This window comes from Acaryochloris sp. CCMEE 5410 (assembly GCF_000238775.2).
GTDB lineage: Bacteria > Cyanobacteriota > Cyanobacteriia > Thermosynechococcales > Thermosynechococcaceae > Acaryochloris.
Map to the genome: position 1 here is coordinate 1,822,127 of NZ_AFEJ02000002.1, position 18,850 is coordinate 1,840,976.

Annotated in this window: 15 protein-coding genes and 1 pseudogene; 14 read left to right on the forward strand and 2 right to left on the reverse strand. The window is 49.5% G+C overall.

All coding sequences use genetic code 11. The features are described from left to right. Nucleotides 1-101: 101 nt before the first annotated feature. The 13 genes and pseudogenes from glyA to ON05_RS29235 all read left to right on the forward strand — a co-directional run bounded on the left by glyA (nt 102) and on the right by ON05_RS29235 (nt 15,301). Complete coding sequence (gene glyA, locus ON05_RS29175; RefSeq protein ID WP_010471384.1) at nt 102-1,382, forward strand: serine hydroxymethyltransferase; 1,281 nt, start codon at nt 102-104, stop codon at nt 1,380-1,382. A 137-nt stretch (nt 1,383-1,519) separates the two neighbouring features. Beyond that, on the forward strand, nt 1,520-2,569 hold the full coding sequence (locus tag ON05_RS29180) for a glycosyltransferase family 4 protein (protein WP_010471382.1): 1,050 nt from the start codon (nt 1,520-1,522) through the stop codon (nt 2,567-2,569). Nucleotides 2,570-2,742: 173 nt separating this feature from the next. Beyond that, nucleotides 2,743-3,828, forward strand: a pseudogene (locus tag ON05_RS29185) (ISAs1 family transposase). Between the two features lie 183 nt (nt 3,829-4,011). Then, the gene (locus tag ON05_RS29190) at nt 4,012-5,271 is read left to right on the forward strand and encodes a competence/damage-inducible protein A (RefSeq protein ID WP_010467523.1); all 1,260 of its coding nucleotides are present in this window, start codon (nt 4,012-4,014) and stop codon (nt 5,269-5,271) included. A 180-nt stretch (nt 5,272-5,451) separates the two neighbouring features. Further along, a complete protein-coding gene (locus tag ON05_RS29195) occupies nt 5,452-5,580 on the forward strand; it encodes a hypothetical protein (protein WP_010467522.1) in 129 nt (42 codons plus the stop codon). Nucleotides 5,581-5,719: 139 nt separating this feature from the next. After that, nucleotides 5,720-6,169: a type II 3-dehydroquinate dehydratase gene (gene aroQ / locus ON05_RS29200; protein ID WP_010467519.1), complete on the forward strand. Its 450-nt coding sequence runs from the start codon at nt 5,720-5,722 to the stop codon at nt 6,167-6,169. A gap of 113 nt (nt 6,170-6,282) precedes the next feature. Continuing rightward, entirely contained in the window at nt 6,283-7,986 is a 1,704-nt protein-coding gene (locus tag ON05_RS29205) for an ABC-F family ATP-binding cassette domain-containing protein (RefSeq protein ID WP_010467517.1), read from the forward strand. A 129-nt stretch (nt 7,987-8,115) separates the two neighbouring features. Then, nucleotides 8,116-9,897 carry a serine protease gene (locus ON05_RS29210; RefSeq protein ID WP_039778352.1) on the forward strand — a complete coding sequence of 594 codons (1,782 nt, stop codon included), beginning with the start codon at nt 8,116-8,118 and terminating at the stop codon, nt 9,895-9,897. A 39-nt stretch (nt 9,898-9,936) separates the two neighbouring features. After that, complete coding sequence (locus tag ON05_RS29215; protein WP_010467513.1) at nt 9,937-10,542, forward strand: GNAT family N-acetyltransferase; 606 nt, start codon at nt 9,937-9,939, stop codon at nt 10,540-10,542. 228 nt (nt 10,543-10,770) lie between these two features. Beyond that, entirely contained in the window at nt 10,771-13,239 is a 2,469-nt protein-coding gene (locus ON05_RS29220) for an ATP-dependent Clp protease ATP-binding subunit (RefSeq protein WP_010467511.1), read from the forward strand. Nucleotides 13,240-13,323: 84 nt separating this feature from the next. Beyond that, entirely contained in the window at nt 13,324-14,256 is a 933-nt protein-coding gene (locus tag ON05_RS29225; RefSeq protein WP_010467509.1) for a cation diffusion facilitator family transporter, read from the forward strand. A gap of 194 nt (nt 14,257-14,450) precedes the next feature. Next, nucleotides 14,451-14,879, forward strand: a complete 429-nt coding sequence (locus ON05_RS29230) for a hypothetical protein (protein ID WP_010467507.1) — start codon at nt 14,451-14,453, stop codon at nt 14,877-14,879. A gap of 86 nt (nt 14,880-14,965) precedes the next feature. Continuing rightward, entirely contained in the window at nt 14,966-15,301 is a 336-nt protein-coding gene (locus ON05_RS29235; RefSeq protein ID WP_010467505.1) for a septal ring lytic transglycosylase RlpA family protein, read from the forward strand. A gap of 166 nt (nt 15,302-15,467) precedes the next feature. Here the strand turns inward: ON05_RS29235 and ON05_RS29240 are convergent, their stop codons facing one another. After that, complete coding sequence (locus tag ON05_RS29240; protein WP_262562494.1) at nt 15,468-16,016, reverse strand: hypothetical protein; 549 nt, start codon at nt 16,014-16,016, stop codon at nt 15,468-15,470. Between the two features lie 197 nt (nt 16,017-16,213). Here ON05_RS29240 and ttcA point away from each other — a divergent pair, with 197 nt between their 5' ends. Then, complete coding sequence (ttcA, locus tag ON05_RS29245) at nt 16,214-17,050, forward strand: tRNA 2-thiocytidine(32) synthetase TtcA (protein WP_010467501.1); 837 nt, start codon at nt 16,214-16,216, stop codon at nt 17,048-17,050. On the opposite strand, the gene ON05_RS29250 is transcribed toward ttcA, so the two are convergent. Then, complete coding sequence (locus ON05_RS29250) at nt 17,047-18,537, reverse strand: DUF3747 domain-containing protein (RefSeq protein WP_010467499.1); 1,491 nt, start codon at nt 18,535-18,537, stop codon at nt 17,047-17,049. The two genes, ttcA and ON05_RS29250, sit on opposite strands and share 4 nt — an antisense overlap. Nucleotides 18,538-18,850 lie beyond the last annotated feature (313 nt).

The following is an 18,850-nucleotide window of genomic DNA, read 5'->3' on the forward strand; positions in this document are numbered from 1 at the left end:
CGTTGGGAAAGCAAGAAAAATACGCAGCACAGGACCTAAATTAATGGATTGATGCTGTTCGATCTTAGCTTTGTTGACACTGGAAAAGGATAGGCTGTGCCATGCAAACTAGCTTAGATATTTTGACAGAAACCGATCCTGCGATCGCAGGGATACTACAGCAGGAATTACAACGCCAGCGCGATCATTTAGAGCTGATTGCCAGCGAGAACTTCACCTCAGCAGCAGTCTTGGCCGCGCAAGGGTCGGTCCTAACCAATAAGTATGCAGAAGGGCTACCTGGCAAGCGGTATTACGGTGGCTGCGAAATTATCGATGCAGCCGAACAGCTCGCTATTGATCGAGCCAAAGAACTATTTAAAGCAGCCCATGTAAATGTCCAGCCTCACTCTGGTGCTCAGGCAAACTTTGCCGTCTTTCTCACTTTGCTGCAGCCAGGCGATACCTTTATGGGCATGGATTTGTCCCATGGGGGTCACTTAACCCATGGCTCTCCAGTGAATGTCTCAGGGAAATGGTTCAATGTCGTCCAGTACGGTGTCGATCCAGACTCAGAACAGCTCAACTACGATACGATTCGCGAGCTAGCCCTTAAGCATCGCCCCAAAATGATTGTCTGTGGATACTCTGCCTATCCTCGCATCATTGATTTTGAGAAGTTTCGGGCCATCGCTGATGAGATCGATGCCTATTTAATGGCAGACATTGCCCATATTGCTGGCTTAGTCGCATCCGGCCATCATCCCAATCCACTCCCCTTCTGTGACGTGGTCACCACCACCACGCACAAAACCCTCCGAGGTCCCCGAGGCGGCCTGATCATGACCAAGGATCCCGAGCTGGGTAAAAAGTTTGATAAATCCGTTTTCCCGGGTACCCAAGGCGGACCGCTAGAACATGTCATTGCGGCTAAGGCCGTGGCCTTCGGTGAAGCCCTCAAGCCTGATTTCACTGATTATTGTGGTCATGTGGTTGATAATGCCCAAGCTCTAGCCAAACAGTTGCAAGAACGAGGCTTCAAAATTGTCTCTAACGGAACGGACAACCACCTCTTGCTGGTTGATTTGCGCTCCATTGGTATGACCGGTAAGCAGGCCGATCAACGGGTCAGCCAAGTTAATATCACAGCCAACAAAAACACCGTCCCCTTTGACCCAGAATCCCCATTTGTAACCAGTGGACTCCGGTTAGGATCTCCTGCCATGACTACTCGGGGTATGGGGACAGCAGAATTTACCGAGATCGCTAATATCATTGCGGATTGCCTGCTAAAACCTGAAGATGCTGCTGTCACAGAAGACTGCCGCCAGCGGGTTGCCAATCTCTGTTCGCGCTTTCCCCTTTATCCTCATCTCACCAGTCCTGTGCCCGCTCTAACCTAGTCAGTATCCCCCATAGTTTGGCAACGTAACTTGTGTTTATCCCCATTCCTCATGCATGATGTCATTGTGACAGTTCATTAAGACTGTTTTCTATTCTGCATGGTTTGCTCAATTTTCTTTACGTAGCAGGATCTCGGATGCCTTATCATCTGGTTGCCTTTCTTGTGGCTGCCCTTGTGGTCCTCTGGAGTACACCAATCGTTAAAAAGATTGGCTTAAAGAGTGGCTATGTAGACATGCCCAACCCCCGTAAAGTCCACAAGCGTCCGATGGTGCGTTTGGGGGGCATTTCGATTTTCATGGGGACCCAAATTGCTCTACTGATTGTTGCCATTTCCGGTGGATTTGGCGACCTGCCCCCTGCCTCGGCCTCCGAAGTTTGGGGGGTGGTCATTGGCGGCATACTATACTTCCTTATTGGTCTGGCCGATGACTTATTTACCTTAACGCCATGGTCGCGGCTGTTGATGCAGTTTGCGGTGGCCGGAATGGCCTGGGGTGTGGGGGTACGTATCGACTTTGTCACCTTGCCTTTCTCGGACCTTGGACTGATTAATATTGAGTGGTTCAGCCTGCCTCTCACCCTAGTGTGGTTAGTCGGCATGGCCAATGCTGTCAATTTCATGGATGGCTTAGACGGCTTAGCGGCTGGTATTTCAGGCATTTCAGCAGTCGTGATGTTGGTGGTCAGCTTGTTTATTGACCAACCGGCGGCAGCCTTATTAGCTGCGGCCCTTGCTGGGGGAGCCTTAGGTTTTCTCCGCTACAATTTCAACCCTGCCCAAATCTTTATGGGAGATGGGGGTGCTTATTTTTTAGGATTTACCCTGGCAGGAATTGGTGTTATTGGCTTAGTGAAAACGGTAACAACCGTCGCAGTTGTCTTACCCTTTGTGATTTTGGCAGTCCCCATCTTTGATACATCTACGGTAGTCCTCAATCGGTTACGTCGGGGTAAGTCTCCGTTTAGTGCCGATAAAGGCCACCTTCACCATCGCCTTCTAGATGCAGGACTTTCTCAGCGACGTAGTGTTCTCCTGATCTATGCCATTGTGTTTTGGGTCGGTAGCTTAGCCATTGCCATCGCGGGCATCCCAGCGGGTAATGCCTATGCTCTAGGTGCAACGCTACTTCTGTGTTACGCCATCTGGCGAGCTTGGCAGCGATTGCAAGAACCCCGCACTTAACGTAAAAGCGTCAACGACTCACCCAACCCATCGGCGTTCCACAAACATTTCCCTAATCATCTATAAATCCGATTCTTTTTGCAGATGGTAACGGACTGGAGCAGAGTCAGGGTTGTTTTACGTTACTCCTAGAAAAAATAGGATGGTTCTACTGACCAACAGTAGAGAGACCGATGAGCCATCTAATCGATACTTTGAAGCAAGTCCCGGATTTCCGCAGTGCCCATGGCCGTATTCATCCGTTATGGCTGCTGTTGCTATTGATGGTGATGGGCATGCTTGCTGGATATCAAGGGTACCGTCCGTTAGAAACCTTTGTGAGCGATTATCGCCAGCCTTTAAGTGAGCTATTGGGGCTTGAGAGCCTCGAAGTTCCGTCTCACTGTACCTTTCGTCGAGTGATGAAGGGGCTTGACTTCCAAGCGTTGAGCCACCAATTTGAAGCATGGATGCTCTCGAAAGCCCAGACTCACTCTCCCGATAATTATGCAGCCTCCATTGATGGCAAACGGATTCGTCAGGGGCTTACAGATGCCAAGGGGAAGCAGCGTTTGTGGGCTTGGTGAGTTTATTTGCGGTGGAAGCAGGCATCACCCTCAAGCTCGAAGCCCTCACTCAGGAGGATAATAGCGAAATCAAAGTCGTGCAGGCACTGTTGGAAACCCTTCAACTCGATGGCTTACTGATTACCATGGATGCCTTACACGCCCAAAAAACACTTGAGAAGATTGTGGCCTCGGGTAATGACTATCTCGTGGCGGTCAAATCCAACCAGGGAAGACTTTACGACCACCTCCAGACTTACTTTGAGTGTCTTAAACCCATGGCTGAGCACATCCACTCCGCCCAAAGTAGAGGACGAGATGAACATCGGTGTATACAGGTTTATGAGCCTGTCGGCATAGCCCTACAAGAATGGACAGCAATTCGCTCTGTACTTTGTGTCCAACGATGGGGTACTCGCAAAGGAAAGGAGTATCACAATACCGCCTATTACATCAGTTCAGCTGCCACCTCACCCAGCATTGGCAATCTCTGGTCCGAGAACATTGGGGCATTGAAAATCGGTTGCATTGGCCGAAGGATGTTGTTTTGGCGAAGATGATTATCGACTCGAAGATGAACAAGCACTGCTCAATTGGTCAGTGCTTAGAACTATTGGGATTAATATCCTGCGGCTAAACGACTATCAATCCCTCAAAACCGCGATGACTAAGCTGGCTAATCGGGTCGATATTATTTTTTCGCTGCTAACTTAAAACAGCCCTGGGAGCAGAGTCGAAGTTGGTAATCGGCCAATCTAAAGCCGTGGCTTTAGATTGGGTATCAGTAAACACCATGGCCTTCATTGACCCCATTGGTACCCAAACCGAGACAGCTCGCCCCATTTACGCTAGAAGTAACGATACAGTGTTGAGGATAAGTCAACGAGATAAAAGGGTATGAGCCGAAGTGCTGAGGTCATTTGCGTGGGGACAGAGCTTCTCCTTGGAGAAGTACTGAACTCAAATGCTCAGTTTTTGGGGCAGGAATTGGCTCGATTGGGTATCGCTCATTTTCATCAGACCGTGGTGGGAGATAACCCTACTCGTATCAAACGTGCGATCGCACTCGCCTGTCAACGCTCTCAACTCTTGATCTTCACAGGGGGCCTAGGTCCAACCCCCGATGACCTGACCACAGAAACCTTGGCTGATTTCTTCCAAGCTCCATTGGTCAACCATCCCGAAATTTTGGAAGATATTGCCCGTAAGTTTGCCCAGCGCAACCGAGTGCCGAGTCCCTCCAACGATAAACAAGCTTTACTCCCTGACGGGGCTCAAATACTTCCAAATCCCATCGGCAGTGCCCCAGGTATCATTTGGCATCCACGCCCCGAGCTAACCATTTTCACCTTTCCCGGTGTACCCAAAGAGTTTCATCGGATGTGGCAGGAAACCGCCGTGCCCTATCTACAATCCACGGGTTGGGTGACCGCCCAAATTTATAGTCGGGTGCTTCGGTTCTGGGGAATCCCCGAATCCACTCTCGCGGACCAGGTTGCGCCCCTACTGGCCTTAACCAATCCCACGGTTGCCCCCTATGCCAGCAAAGGACAGGCTCGATTACGAATTTCCACCCGCGCTACCTCCCAAGAGACCGCCCATCAAGTTATTGCTCCCATCGAACAACAAATTCGGCAGATTTGCGGACTGCACTGTTTTGGGGGGGATGATGAAACCTTAGAATCCGTCGTTGGCAAGCTCCTGCAACACCGAGGAGAAACCTTAGCCGTAGCCGAATCCTGTACAGGCGGAGGGCTAGGGCAACGAATCACGGGGATATCGGGCAGTTCAACCTATTTTTTGGGAGGGGTGATTTCCTACGCTAATGCCGCTAAACGAGATTTGCTGAAGGTTAACGCAGCGGACCTCGAACAATACGGAGCCGTAAGTGCAATCGTAGCAAAACAAATGGCAGCAGGGGTGCGATCTCAACTCCATAGTACTTGGGGCATTAGCATTACTGGCATTGCAGGTCCAGAGGGGGGGACCAAGGCGAAACCCGTAGGCCTGGTTTATATCGGCTTGTCCGGCCCACCAGGAACCCAAAGCTTTGAATATCAGATTAGTCCCTTAAGAGGCCGGGACTGGGTTCGACAAATGAGTACGTCCCACGCCCTTGATCGCTTACGTCGCCAACTGCTGGCAAACGAATCATAAAATTGCTAGCGTATACATCCGAGCTTCCACGCAATTTGGTTACAGAGATCACACAATCAATCAGTAAATATGCTACGTTAAAGAAACGTTATAACATTTTTTGGTTTATAACCATCTGTAAAAACAATCATAACGTTTTGCTGATGCGTTACAACGTCACTGCGAGGGATTATTTACTCAATGGACTATTTAGATAAAATCATCGAAAAAATCAAGAATTTTGCTCGTAAGCTTGTTGAAGTCCTCGTTGGTCCGGAAGTTGAGCCTGAACTAGAGATGATTCCTATCCCTGTTCGAGATCGACGCTAGCCTTATTTCACTACTGATTACTGATCAGCATATTTTTGATCCGTTAAACATCTAATCTATCCATCTTGCTGCTAAACAGTGTTTAGAACCACCATGTTCTAAATATTGTGGCCAACCAGTCTTTTTTAACTGATTTTTTGTGAGCCGTCCTAACATTCTGGTCCTGCACGGTCCCAATCTAAATCTCCTCGGCCAGCGTGAGCCTGGTATTTACGGTTCAGTCACCCTAGAAAAAATTAATCAGCAACTGCTATCTCTAGCAGAATCGCTGCAATGCGATATTGAATTTTATCATTCCAACCATGAAGGCAACCTAGTCGATTCCATTCAGGAAGCCTTGGATTGTCATAACGGCATTCTCATCAATGCAGCCGCCTATACCCATACTAGTGTTGCGATTCGTGATGCTTTAGCAGCCGTCGCGATTCCCGCCGTCGAAGTCCATCTCAGCAATATTTATCGACGCGAAGACTTTCGACACCATTCCTTTATTGCTCCCATCGTAATCGGTCAAATTAGCGGATTCGGTGCCCAGAGTTACTCGTTAGGGCTTCAGGCGCTAGTCCACCACTTACAAACCCAGACTTAATCCTGCTCTAGGCAATTCGTTACGAAGTCTAGACTATAATGAACTTTTGTTGCTGAAATACGGGATTGTCGAGGGAGAATTCCGTGAGCCTGCTGTTGGTATCGGAGTTCTAAATGCTAAGACTGGAACATATAAGTAAGGTCTACCCCACGGGCGAAATCCTCAAGGATGTGAATTGGGAGCTAAAGCCTGGCGATCGGATTGGCTTAGTGGGAGTCAATGGTGCAGGTAAATCCACTCAACTCAAGATTATTGCTGGCGAAGTTGAGCCAACCTCAGGAGAAGTCATTCGTCCCAACAGCCTGCATATTGCCTATCTCAACCAGGAGTTCGATGTTGTCACGAGTCGAACGGTACGGGAAGAATTTTGGACCGTTTTTACAGAAGCCAACCAAGTTCAGCAACAGCAGCACCACATCCAACAGCAAATGGAAAGTGCTGATCCAAATGCCCTCGACGACTTAATCCATCAACTGGATCGGCTACAGCGCCAGTTTGAGGCCCTTGATGGCTACGGCTTAGAGTCTCGCATTGAAAAAATCTTGCCGGAGATGGGCTTTAGCGCTGAGGATGGAGACCGCTTAGTCAGCGCCTTTAGTGGCGGTTGGCAAATGCGAATGTGCTTAGGCAAAATCCTGCTGCAAAGCCCCGATATTTTGCTACTGGACGAGCCAACGAACCATTTAGATTTAGAAACTATTGAGTGGTTAGAAACCTATTTAAAGGGACTCACAACCCCCATGGTCATTGTGTCCCACGATCGCGCCTTTATGGATCGGCTCTGTAACCGCATTGTCGAAACCGAACAGGGAGTGGCAACCGCTTATTTGGGCAACTATTCTGCCTATATCCAACAGAAAACAGAACAGCAGTCGGCCCAACTCAGTGCTTTTGAACATCAGCAAAAAGAACTTGAAAAACAGCAGGCCTATGTCGATCGGTTTCGCGCCAGCGCCACCCGCAGTACCCAGGCTAAAAGTCGCGAAAAACAGCTCAATAAAGTCGAGCGCATAGAAGCCCCGACTGCCGACGTCCGCACCCTCAAGTTTCAGTTCCCTCCTGCCCCTCGCAGTGGTCGGGAAGTCGTCATCGTCAAGGATATGGTTAAAACCTATGGAGACGATATTCTTTTCCTAGGGGCCAACCTCTTGCTGGAACGGGGCGATCGGGTGGCCATCTTAGGCCCGAATGGGGCCGGGAAATCCACCCTTCTCCATATGCTGATGGGAACGGAGCCCCCCGATGAAGGGACCGTCAAATTTGGAGAGCATAACGTTATTCCAGGGTATTTCGAGCAAAACCAAGCTGAGGCTTTGGATCTGTCAAAAACTGTGATGGACACCATTCATGATGAAGTGCCTGACTGGAAAAACGAAGAGGTTCGAACGCTGTTGGGCCGCTTTCTTTTCAGTGGTGAAACTGCGTTCAAACAAGTGGAGGCCTTAAGTGGAGGGGAGAAAGCTCGCCTGGCTCTAGCAAAAATGCTGCTCAGTCCCGTCAACTTACTTATTTTGGATGAGCCGACCAATCACCTCGATATTCCCGCAAAAGAGATGCTAGAAGCGGCATTACAGGATTATGACGGCACGGTCGTGATTGTCTCCCATGACCGATATTTCATCTCCCAAGTCGCAACTAAGATTGTGGAAATCAACGAGGGAGAATTGATTCTCTATCGGGGTGATTATCAGTACTACCAGGAAAAACTAGCGGCTGCAGCCGAGAAAGCCAAGCAAGAGAAAATTGCCTCTGAGAAAGCAGCCAAAGCTGAAGCAAAGCGAGCCAAGAAACGCAAGAAAGCTAAAGCCAAAGTTTAGGAGTGGCCTGCGGTAAAGTCGCAGGTGTTTTAGGCCATTGACCAACACCTTAGATCCTGGTGCAAGGTATCCGATGGTCTATTTTTCTCCGTGCTAGAGTATGGTCTGGTGGCGATCTTTCAGCATTATATGGTGTTTAAAAATTTTACGTATCCAGCTGTGGCGTTTATGGGAGTTGCAGCCGTTGCAATTGCACCTCATCCCGCCCAAGCCCTCAGTCCTGACCAAATTAGTGGCATTGCCAAGCAAGTCACGGTGCTCATTGATGGTCAAAATCCTGGATCAGGGGTCATTATCAATCGGAATGGCGATACCTATACAGTCCTCACGGCGTTTCATGTAGTCGGTACCCCCGATGAATACGATGTCGTCACTCCCACCGATCAACGCTACAAATTAGACTACAAAACCGTTAAACGCTTACCGGGTGTCGACTTAGCCGTTCTCAAATTTAAGAGCAATAAAACCTATAAGGTTGCCGACCTGGGGAACTCCACCCAAGTACAAGAAGGGAAGCCCATCTATGTGGCTGGATTTCCGCAGCCCACCCAAGCCATTAACTTATCCATTTATCGGTTTACAGAAGGGCGACTCACGGCCAACTCATCGAAACCCTTAGCCGATGGTTATGCCCTGGTTTATAACAATTCCACCCGACCCGGTATGAGTGGTGGCCCCGTCCTCAATGACCAAGGTGCCCTAGTCGGCATTCATGGTCGCTCAGATGCTCAGCAACAGGGCAATGTCTACTTCAAAAATGACACCAACTTAGGGATTCCCATCGATACCTTCTCAACGATGGCCCCTCAAATAGGGGTGAAGTTAGATTCAATTCCCGGGCCCTCGACCCCTAGCACATCCATTCCCTCAACTGTTCCTGCACGCCCACCCACGCCGCCGGTCCCTCAAGGACCAAGGGCAGGGGATTTTTACCTCCAGGCCACTGATAAGTTGCAACGGGGAGACTCCCAAGGTGCTTTACGGGACTTGAACCAAGCGATAAGCCTAAATCCCAATTATGCCAGTGCCTATGGCGACCGAGCCACGATCAAATTCCAGCAAGGCGATCGAAAAGGGGCGCTCGCGGACTTAGACCAAGCCATCCAGATTGATCCTCAGTTAGCGGACGCCTACGGCATTCGCGGACTGTATCGAGTGGTTACAGGCAATATTCGTGGCGCTCAATCCGATGTCGAGAAAGCGGTTCGTCTCAAACCTGAGATCGGCTATGCTTCTCGAGGCGTGGTGCGCTGGTATCGCAGTGATTTGGCAGGCGCTCAATCTGATTTTGACCAGGCGCTCAGTCTCAAGGATTCGTTCAAGGACGCCTATGCCGTCCACTATTTTCGTGGGTTTGTCCGGTGGCAGCTGGGCAATTTTGATGGTGCCCTCCAAGATCTCAATCGCTCCATTCAGCTGAACCCCAAATATCTAGAAGCCGTCGGCATTCGAGGGATTCTGCGATTCCAAATGGGGGATGAGGTTGGCGCTTTACGAGACTTTGATGAAGGTATTCGCATCAACACGGGCAGTAGTGATATCTACACCATCCGCGGCATGATTCGCCTCACCCAGGGCGATAGTCAAGGCGCGATCTCTGATTTTGATCAAGTGATTCGCATCCAGCCCGGCAACGTCGCGCTAGCAGATATGTATGGCAGTCGGGGGATTGCCTACTTCCAGGCTGGTAATGATGAACAAGCCTTAGCCAGTCTTCGCCAGGCCGTTCAACTTGCCAAAGATGCCGGAAGCCGAGAATCCTATCAAAAGTTAGGCAACGCTATCAACAACATACAATCTCAGCCTGCTTTACGCCCTAAGATGAAGGCCTATATTCAGACCTTTATGCAAAGCTACCTAAAACGATATATCGGCCAGTATGTGCAGTCCTATCGTCCGTTGCAGGGCTAAGGGCAACCATGAGGCCCAGCCAGAAGGGATTCTCCACTCATGTTGGTAGAGGTTAGCCCTCTACAGGCCCAAGACTTAGCCGATGCAGTGGCCTTAGATCTGCAAATTTTTGGGGGCTGGTGGAGCTTGCAAGGGTACCAGCAGGAATTAGACCGGCTGAGTAGTACTTTATTGGGACTAAGAGTGCGCCGGGAGCGCTCAGCTTCTACTGTCCCTCATGATGAAACATCGTCCTCCCCTCCCTTAGTCGGTATCGGCTGTCTCTGGCGAGTCGAAGACGAAGCCCATATTACGATGCTGGGTATACACCCTCAATATCAAAGTCGAGGGCTGGGCCAAGCCTTACTCACATCCCTCTTAGCATTGGCCAGGCTGGAGCAAGCCAACCGAGCCACGTTAGAAGTCAATGTTGCCAACTCGGCGGCCGTGAAGCTGTACCAAAAATTGGGGTTCAAAACCGCTGGGCGGCGGCCCCATTACTACGACAATGGTGAGGATGCCCTCATCCTATGGCAAGGAAGTTTACAGGCCCCTCAATTTCAGCAGTCGCTTGAGGAATGGCAACGGGATACTGAGCATCGACTCGCCCGATGGGGGTGTACAGGTCTAAATCTGATCTGGGGTGAACCTAAGGCAAGCTCTTAAAGTAATTTCGTAATATCCACACCCCAGTTTGATCATTTATGACCCAATTGTTGGAAAGATAAATCTACAATGGATCAAAGGAAAAAGCTGTTTTGGTCAAAAATAGGATTTTTCGTTTGCGAAAGCTCCTCATCGATCCAGTGAGAATCCTTATGTAATCGCCAATTCAGCCGATCTATCGTGCTAAAATTGGGTTTACCAGCAAGCAGCAGGTTGTGGGAAAACGCCATGTTTGAACGCTTTACAGAAAAAGCCATTAAAGTCATCATGCTGGCTCAAGAGGAAGCCCGCCGCTTGGGGCACAATTTTGTCGGCACAGAGCAAATTCTTTTAGGGCTCATTGGAGAAGGAACTGGCGTTGCCGCCAAAGTTTTGAAATCCATGGGGGTTAACCTTAAAGATGCTCGCGTTGAAGTAGAAAAAATTATCGGTCGCGGTTCTGGATTTGTTGCGGTAGAGATTCCCTTTACCCCCAGAGCCAAGCGCGTTCTCGAGTTGTCGTTAGAAGAGGCCCGCCAACTGGGTCACAACTACATTGGCACGGAGCACTTGCTGTTAGGACTCATCCGTGAGGGTGAAGGGGTCGCCGCCCGTGTTCTAGAAAATCTTGGAGTTGACCTAGCGAAGGTACGCACCCAAGTCATCCGCATGTTGGGTGAAACAGCGGAAGTCTCTGCTGGCGGTGGTCAAGGACGCACCAAGACTCCAACCCTTGATGAGTTTGGCGCAAATCTGACCAACTTGGCATCTGAAGGCAAACTCGATCCAGTGGTCGGTCGCCAGAAAGAAATTGAGCGAGTCATTCAGATCCTCGGCCGTCGGACCAAGAATAATCCCGTTTTGATTGGTGAGCCAGGTGTGGGTAAAACTGCGATCGCAGAAGGTCTCGCCCAGCGAATCGCCAATGGGGATATTCCTGACATCCTGGAAGAGAAGCGCGTCGTCACCTTGGATATTGGTCTGCTGGTTGCCGGTACCAAATATCGAGGGGAATTCGAAGAGCGCCTCAAAAAAATCATGGATGAGATCCGTCAAGCCTCCAACGTCATTTTGGTGATTGACGAAGTTCATACCCTGATCGGTGCAGGGGCTGCTGAAGGAGCCATTGATGCTGCCAATATCCTCAAGCCTGCTTTGGCGCGGGGTGAACTCCAGTGCATCGGTGCCACTACCCTAGATGAGTATCGCAAGCATATTGAGCGGGATGCGGCCCTGGAACGTCGTTTCCAGCCGGTGATGGTGGGTGAGCCTTCTGTAGATGAAACCATCGAAATTCTCTACGGCTTACGCGAGCGCTATGAGCAGCACCATAAGCTCAGCATCTTAGATGAGTCATTAGAAGCGGCGGCCAAGCTCTCCGATCGCTATATTTCCGATCGCTATCTACCTGACAAGGCCATTGACCTAATTGATGAAGCTGGTTCTAGAGTTCGGTTAATTAACTCTCAACTTCCCCCAGCGGCTAAGGAATTGGATAAGGAACTGCGCAAAGTTCTGAAAGATAAGGATGATGCCGTTCGCTCCCAAGACTTTGATAAAGCCGGTGAACTGCGGGACCGCGAGATGGAAATCAAGTCCGAGATTAAAGCCATCGCTCAGAACAAAAAGTCGAGCGAGGACAATAAGGACGATTCCCCCAAGGTCACGGAAGAAGATATTGCCCATATTGTGGCCTCCTGGACTGGCGTTCCCGTCAGTAAGCTGACGGAATCCGAATCTGAGAAGCTGCTGCATATGGAAGATACCCTGCACCAGCGATTAATTGGTCAGGATGAAGCCGTCCGCGCCATTTCCCGAGCGATTCGTCGGGCCCGTGTGGGTCTCAAGAATCCCAACCGTCCCATTGCTAGCTTTATCTTCTCTGGTCCAACTGGGGTGGGTAAGACGGAGCTAACTAAGGCTTTGGCCACCTACTTCTTCGGGTCCGAAGAAGCCATGATTCGCTTAGATATGTCTGAGTACATGGAGCGGCACACGGTTTCCAAGCTAATTGGTTCGCCTCCCGGCTATGTCGGCTATAACGAAGGCGGTCAGCTAACCGAAGCAGTGCGACGACGGCCTTACACCGTGGTCCTTTTTGACGAGATCGAAAAGGCCCACCCTGACGTCTTCAATATGCTCCTGCAAATTTTGGAAGATGGTCGCTTGACCGATGCCAAAGGACGGACCGTTGACTTTAAGAATACCCTGCTGATCATGACCTCGAATATCGGGTCGAAGGTGATTGAGAAGGGTGGCGGTGGCCTCGGATTTGAATTTGCCGAAGATGAAGCGGATTCCCAATACAATCGGATTCGCTCCTTGGTAAACGAAGAGCTGAAGGGCTACTTCCGTCCTGAATTCTTGAACCGACTCGACGAAATTATCGTCTTCCGTCAGCTCAACAAGGATGAGGTCAAGGAAATTTCTGAGCTATTGCTGAAGGAAGTCTTCGTCCGCTTAGAAGAGAAGAGCATCACCTTAAATATCACCGAACGCTTCAAAGAGCGTTTAGTGGAAGAGGGTTACAACCCCAGTTATGGGGCTCGTCCCTTACGTCGGGCGATTATGCGCCTGCTGGAAGACACCTTGGCCGAAGAGATTCTCTCGGGGCGGGTGAAAGAAGGCGATACGGCCATCGTCGATGTAGACGAAGATCAGCAAGTTAAGATTGCCCCGGCTGAAAAACGGGAACTGCTGCCTCAAGCTGCAGAATAATCAACGACCTGCTAATGCTGGAAAAGGGAAATCCGAAAGGGTTTCCCTTTCTTGTTAAGACCTCTCTCACGCTCAGGACGATCTATGACCGCAGAGACCTCTATCTCCAGCCACTCCCACCATGACCATGAGTCCTGTGCTCACAGTCATGGCGTCATTGATCCGAGTTTGGCCAGTTCAGAACGAGGCCTATGGGCTGTTCAATGGTCGACGGCTGGGCTTTTAGTCACCGTTTTACTGCAGATGGGTGCCGTTTATCTATCCGGCAGTGTGGCACTACTAGCCGATTTACTGCACAATGTCGGCGATATCATCTGCGCTTTACCCTTGGGCATTGCTTTTTGGATGGGGCGATGGTCGCCCAATCGCCGCTTTCAATATGGCTATGGTCGAGTTGAAGATCTAGCCGGGGTGATGATTATCCTGATTATTGCGGCTAGCGCTGTGGCCACAGGATACGAATCGATTCAGCGATTTATTCATCCCCAATCCTTGGATCATTTGGGAGCCGTTGCGATCGCAGCCGGTATCGGTTTTATTGGCAATGAAGCCGTAGCCCTCTTTCGCATTCGAGTCGGCAACGAAATAGGGAGTGCTGCCCTCGTTGCCGATGGCTATCATGCCCGAGTCGATGGCCTCGTTAGCTTAGCAGTCGTCATTAGTGCCGTGGGGTTATGGCTCGGCTATACCTGGGCGGATCCACTAGTGGGATTAGGAATTACCTTTGCATTAATCCATATCGTTTGGGAGTCTGGTCAGACGGTTTTGACGCGGTTACTAGATGGCGTTGAACCTGAAACAACCGAAGCGCTACAACAGGCCCTAGCCGGATATGACTATAAAAATTTAAAGGCCCGATGGATGGGACATCAGCTTTATGCCCAAGTTTGTCTGGCGGTAGAACCTGAGATGAGTATGGGAGACGGGGATGCGATCGCAAATCAGCTTCGCTCTCATCTTCACCAAGAAATTCCGTACTTATCAGACATCAGTATAGAGATGCAGCCAAAATCCTAGCACTGAGGAGGCAGGCTCTACTTCAAACCTATGTCATTTCACCAAACCGTCTCGAATTACCAATTCCAGTTTCGCTAGGAGCCATCAACAGCCACATACTTCATTTTCCGTAACCTTCAGGCACAAGAATTCAGCCTATCTAGTCAGATGTTGTACAGTGATCTGCAAAATCTGAATTCCTAGGAGTTGAGCATATGCATCTTAACCTGGCAATGATGATGGTATGGCTGTGTTTAGGGCTAAGTTTGGGATGGTTAGGGATATTACTCACCCTCACTACGGCCAATACTCTCCACAAGATTCAACCCAAACAATCCAGGAAAAAACTGTCCCTCCCCTTTAATTTCAAATCGTTCTGGCAAGGGTGGTCAGGTCAGATTCAACTTCCAGTCTCCAATCCAACCACCAGCACACTGCTGAAGAAGATTATCCCAACGGAACAGACTATCCCGACAGCAGCACTTACTCTCCATCATCCTCCCTTAGCCTGTGAGCTGAATATTAGATCCAGCTCCTTTAGCCCTAGCTGTTGTTTACTCCATACCAAACAGGGAACGCCACTCCATGGAGGTGCCATTTCGACACGGTTAACTCGGCTACGACGGATGGGAGTTCTGTTATAAAAGTCATCAATTGGGAGTATTTGACATAATTTGTAATAATTTGTTAGGGTGGTTGGCGGAAAGACCCAGGCAAAAAGTAAGTAATTATGCTCAAAAAATTAATTGTTCCCTTGACCATCGCAGCATCCGTATTGTTTCAGTCTGCTGCCCTGGCTCAAACTGCAACTTACTACAGTGATTATTACCAAGGTCGCCAAACGGCATCTGGCGAAATTTTCGATACTTGGGGTAATACTGCAGCCCACCCCAGCCTACCCTTCGGTACTTGGGTTCAGGTTACCAATTTGAATAATGGCGCTTCAGTCAATGTCCGTATCAACGATCGATGCAACTGCGGAATTGACCTCAGCAAGGCTGCGGCTGGGCAGATTGGTCTGCTACAAACCGGCGTTGCACCTGTTTCCATCCAAGTTGTACGGTAAGTGGCTGTCACCAACCGTTGAGTTGGAATAGATCCATCAAAATTTGCTCTGAATTGAGATTTTTATATTTCTAGAAGCCTCCTAACCGAGTTAGGAGGCTTCCGTGATCTCTACCCTGAAGTTCACAGTGCGGGTTCCGTGAAAGTTGAACATTAGAATACCTGGATCAACGCTTCTGTTGCAGTTTTTGGAGGATGCGCAGAAGTAGAGGAATCCCGATCAGCGCAGACGCGATTAACGCCAATAGGATTTTTGCCAGATTCGCCGCTAATATTCCTTGATAGAGATACCAGAGTACGCCCACCAGCACGATGGCCCTGAGGATCAGACTTTGGGTCGAATAGGTTATATTGCCTTTTTGCTTGGTTAATGGCAGTACGGATTGCGTTTCCCAAGCGCGATTTTTATTCAAACCAAATTGGTAATGGTCTCCTGCCACTGTAGAAATCTTGAGGACATATCCCCCCGTTAGGCTCAACAATACGGCTTCACTCACCGTTGCCAGAGGAATCTCCCAATCCCCACAGAATAGACTGGTTTCTGTCAGAATCAGCATGCCACGCCTAGACGCGACCCATCCCAGCTCATACTGAACCGGAGTATCGGCCTCCATCTTTCTGGCTTTCGTCACACTTGCAGCGAGAATCTGAACATCAGGATGTTGCTTGCGGAAGGTCTGTAAGCGCAACGGAACCAGGTAAAACACGTAACACATCCCATGGCTAAACCCAATCAATATTTGTTCCAGCCAATCAGTAAGATAGGAAAGCATGGCAGATTGTTAAAGTTCTATCCATCTCGATTTAGGAATGATACTGCCATCTAGATACAACCCCCTATCCTTCAGCATTTGCCCCCTCTGAGTGAACTAAATATCCCCCAGTATTGATTGCTCTTTTGTCCAATCTGTTTATGACCGCCACTCAACTCCATCCCTCCAAACAACTGAAAAAGCTACAGGCTCGCCTTAGAGGACTAGTGGGTAAAGCCATTCGTGACTACAACATGATCGAAGCAGGCGATCGAATTATGGTGTGCTTGTCAGGGGGCAAAGATTCCTACACCATGCTGGATATATTGCTGCACCTGCAGCGGGCTGCCCCCATTGAGTTTGAGATTTTAGCCGTTAACTTGGATCAGAAGCAACCGAATTTCCCCGAAACGGTTTTACCGAATTACCTGGAAAAATTACAAGTCCCCTACCGGATTGTTGAAGAAGATACCTACAGTACCGTCAAGCGGGTTATCCCAGAAGGTAAAACCATGTGTGGCCTTTGTTCTCGGTTGCGGCGGGGAATTTTATATCGAGTGGCTCAAGAAGAACAGGCAACCAAAATTGCACTGGGTCATCATCGAGAAGACATTATCGAAACCCTCTTTCTCAATCTTTTCCATGCAGGCAAGTTAGAGGCAATGCCACCCAAACTACTGAGTGACAATCGCCAGCACATGGTGATTCGCCCCCTCGCCTATTGCCCCGAAGCCGATATCCAGCGCTATGCTATTTTGCGTCAGTTTCCGATTATTCCCTGCACACTGTGTGGATCTCAGGACACCCTGCAGCGAGTCCAAGTTAAGCAAATGCTGCAAACTTGGGAACAGTCTGCTCCAGGGCGACTAGAAACGATTTTTCGCAGCTTACAAAATATCGAATTGTCCCAACTTGCCGATCCGCAGCATTTTGATTTTGCCAATTTGGCTATTGAATCCACCTTTGGCAGTAATTCACTGGATCAGTCGCAAATCTAGCGAATCTCAAGAATCCCCTCAATCCCTTCCAGGCTCAACATATCCAGGCGCTCTTTCGCTTCGACCTGTTGCTCATAAGCACCCACTTGTAAGACAGGTAGGCCTTGATACCTGGAACGAAATGCATCGGGAACTAAGGTTTTGATTCGCTTGTATTCGGTTGCGTTTGCAGCCTTAACGATCACTCGGTACCGGAGTCTGGATTGCTCATCAAGGGGTGGTGGTGGTGGATTTTCAGCCTCTGCCATGGCAGTTAACGGTTGGTCCCGACTGGTATCTTGACTGGCGGAATAAATATCTGATGCCGGACTATAACGCCCTAAAGGAATAGTCTCTTGAGGCACAAGCAGAATATCTCCAGAATTTAGGCTCGGTCCTGGCTCGGGCAAACTAGGCAAGGCGCTAGGGATGGGAGCAATAGCCGTACGGTGAGGCGGAGGCACTGGAATGGGAATTGGACGGGTAAAGAGTCCCGTTGGCAAGGGTGATTTTGCCGCCAACTTTACTAACTGTCGCCGTTTACTGGCTGTGCGCTTGGAGTCAGGGCGATATCGGTTGGATTGCGGAGAGGTTACGGGTGGAGGTGGGCTTTCTCCTGATAATTCCGGTAACTCTGGATCAGTTTCAGGGCGAGGGAGTGCGATCGCACCGGGTGTTTTGCGGGCCTGGGACGGGGGAACCGAAGGCACGGAAGGTTGGGTCTGGTCAGGTACTGGAATTTCAATGGGAGAGGTAATGAGATTCGTTAGCTCATCCCGTTCCTGGGATAGCTCTTTTTTCCCCTTTGATTGAGGAGTAGCTTTAGAGGGAGTGGCCTGTTGGGGCGGTGGCTCTAGGGGCGGAAGGCTCTCTACATCAGCCGTGGGCGGAACGTCCTCCCCATCAAGGGGTGGCACCGCATCAGAGGGTGCTTCAGCAATGGCTTTTGGCTCGGTACTTGGGACTTGATCGCGGGTGAAATAAATATGACCCAGGGTTTTACCGTTGTAACTTCGCTTGGCAAACCGCCAACCCGGTTCAAGGTCAATTTTCAAAAATCCATCGGCTAGAGCTTGGGTTTGGCCAATTTTCAGCTTCGGTGCCTGGGGGTTGCGAGAGGGATATCCCATCAGCACTAGGGTACCGTTTTGTTTCACCACGGACAGGCGATAGTCCAAAGCATAGTCCTGGCCTGCTTGGCGGATGGAATACCCATTGCTGTCCGTACTCCGTCCACAGATACCCGTGAAGTCAAACTGGAGGAGCAAAGGCTCGATGCCGCCAGGCTGATCCGCTTTTTCTTCCCAGCAGGCTTGGGTTGATGAGATTTGCTCCAGAATAATCAGGTTATATTGCTTTCCTTCTGCAAACGGAACTGCGATCGCAATAAATTTACTTTGGTCCACTTCTTCTTGGCCAAAGGTATAAGCCTGGGATGAATGCGGGAGTAGCAGGCTCAGAAATAGGCTGGAAATCGCTACCGTAACCCAACTCAAATGATATTTCATGATGCCTACCCGCTTCCCAAAATATGAGTGATTTGCTGCTACAACTGGCTAAACTTTTGAAGAAATCCCATACCAAACCTGTGAGCTAAACGTGGATTTACACGGCTGCAAAATCCCATTTAACCCAAAATCAAAATGGTCGGTGGTGCCAAATTTTATCCTATTTTTTAGCCAAAGCTAAAAGCGAAATATAAGTTAACAAAACTCGGTCTTATCCAGAGTCTAAAAGGCAAAAATCACTGAGTATAAATAGCTATTTTGCTTTCAGATTCTAAAACCTAAATTCAGATTCAGATCAATAATTCACTATGTC